Source organism: Arthrobacter sp. SIMBA_036, assembly GCF_046535135.1.
Classification (GTDB): Bacteria; Actinomycetota; Actinomycetes; order Actinomycetales; family Micrococcaceae; genus Arthrobacter.
The window spans coordinates 1-236 of the sequence record NZ_JAWRXG010000455.1; the positions used below are offsets into that span (position 1 = coordinate 1).

At 61.4% G+C, this 236-nt stretch carries 1 protein-coding gene; it reads left to right on the plus strand.

The window, feature by feature from the left end; translation table 11 throughout:
* Positions 1 to 236, plus strand: a 236-nt coding sequence (locus SB659_RS20505; RefSeq protein ID WP_410551770.1) for a hypothetical protein, incomplete at both ends; no start/stop codon positions are given.

The following is a 236-nucleotide window of genomic DNA, read 5'->3' on the forward strand; positions in this document are numbered from 1 at the left end:
CCTGGCTTCACCAGCGCACCCGCTGGTTCAAGGGCTGGCTGCAGACGTGGCTGGTGTTGATGCGCGATCCCGCGCTGCTTATGCGGGAGATGGGCCCCGCGGGCTTTGCGGTGTTTCAGTTGCTGATCGCCGGAATGCTTTTGTCTGCGCTCGCGCATCCGTGGATGCTGTTCTTCATAAGCGCGGCTTTGCTCGACCTCGCCGAACGAAACAGTGCGAAAGATCTGGTCCACTGG